Genomic DNA, 1,428 nt, shown 5'->3' with positions numbered 1-1,428 from the left:
GCGAACCGCATCAACGACTGTGGCGCCAAGCTCGTCATCACCTCGGACACCGCGCCGCGCGGCGGCCGTCGCACGCCTTTGAAGGCCAACACCGACGCCGCGCTCCTGCACTGTTCCGACAAGGTCCGCTGCCTCGTCGTCAAACACACCGGCGACCAGATCTCCTGGGTTCAGGGCCGCGATGTCGACGTCAAATATCTGATGGAGCACGCCAGCCCCGACTGCCCGCCGCGTCCGATGAACGCCGAAGATCCGCTCTTCATCCTCTACACCTCGGGCTCCACGGGCAAACCGAAAGGCGTCGTGCACAGCTCCGGCGGCTACCTCGCCTATGCCGCGCTGACCCATAAATACGTCTTCGACTACCACGACGGCGATGTCTTCTGGTGCACCGCCGACGTCGGCTGGGTCACCGGCCACAGCTACATCGTCTACGGCCCGCTGGCCAACGGCGCGACCACCGTGATGTTCGAAGGCGTGCCGACCTACCCCGACGCGGGCCGGTTCTGGGCGGTCTGCGAAAAGCACAAGGTCAACCAATTCTACACCGCGCCCACCGCGCTGCGCTCGCTCATGGGTCAGGGCAACGAATGGGTTGAAAAATATGACCTTTCCGACCTGAAAGTGCTCGGCACCGTCGGCGAGCCGATCAACCCGGAGGCCTGGAACTGGTACAATGAGGTGGTCGGCAAAGGCAATTGCCCCATCGTGGATACCTGGTGGCAGACCGAGACCGGCGGGCATCTTTTGACGCCGCTGCCGGGCGCGATTGCGACCAAACCGGGGTCGGCGACGAAACCCTTCTTCGGCGTGCAACCGGTCATTTTGGACGCCACCACCGGCGAGGAACTGACCGAGACCGCGACCGAGGGCGTGCTCTGCCTCAAGGACAGCTGGCCCGGCCAGATGCGCACCGTCTGGGGCGATCACGAGCGCTTCCAGGAGACCTATTTCCAGCAATACAAAGGCTATTACTTCTCCGGCGACGGCTGCCGCCGCGACGCGGATGGCTACTACTGGATCACCGGCCGCGTCGACGATGTGATCAACGTCTCGGGCCACCGCATGGGCACGGCCGAGGTCGAAAGCGCGCTGGTCGCCCACGCCAAAGTCGCCGAAGCGGCGGTCGTCGGCATGCCGCATGAGCTGAAGGGCCAGGGCATCTACGCCTATGTGACGCTGATGAACGACGTCGAACCCTCGGACGAGCTGCGTGTGGAATTGGAGAAATGGGTCCGCACCGAGATCGGTCCGATCGCCAAACCGGACTTCATCCAATGGGCGCCGGGCCTGCCCAAAACCCGTTCGGGCAAAATCATGCGCCGCATCCTGCGCAAGATCGCCGAGAACGACACCGGGTCTTTGGGCGACACCTCCACGCTGGCTGAGCCCGCCGTCGTCGAGGAGCTGATCGCGAATTCGCTGTAC

General features: G+C 64.1%; 1 protein-coding gene. It reads left to right on the top strand.

From position 1 onward, the window contains the following. On the top strand, window positions 1-1,428 hold a 1,428-nt coding region (gene acs / locus HCZ23_RS17935), incomplete at both ends, for an acetate--CoA ligase (protein ID WP_167603126.1).

The sequence above is a fragment of the Celeribacter sp. HF31 genome (assembly GCF_011806455.1).
GTDB lineage: Bacteria > Pseudomonadota > Alphaproteobacteria > Rhodobacterales > Rhodobacteraceae > Celeribacter.
The sequence above is the reverse complement of the archived record's forward strand: the minus strand, read 5'-3'. Positions and strand labels throughout refer to the sequence as shown.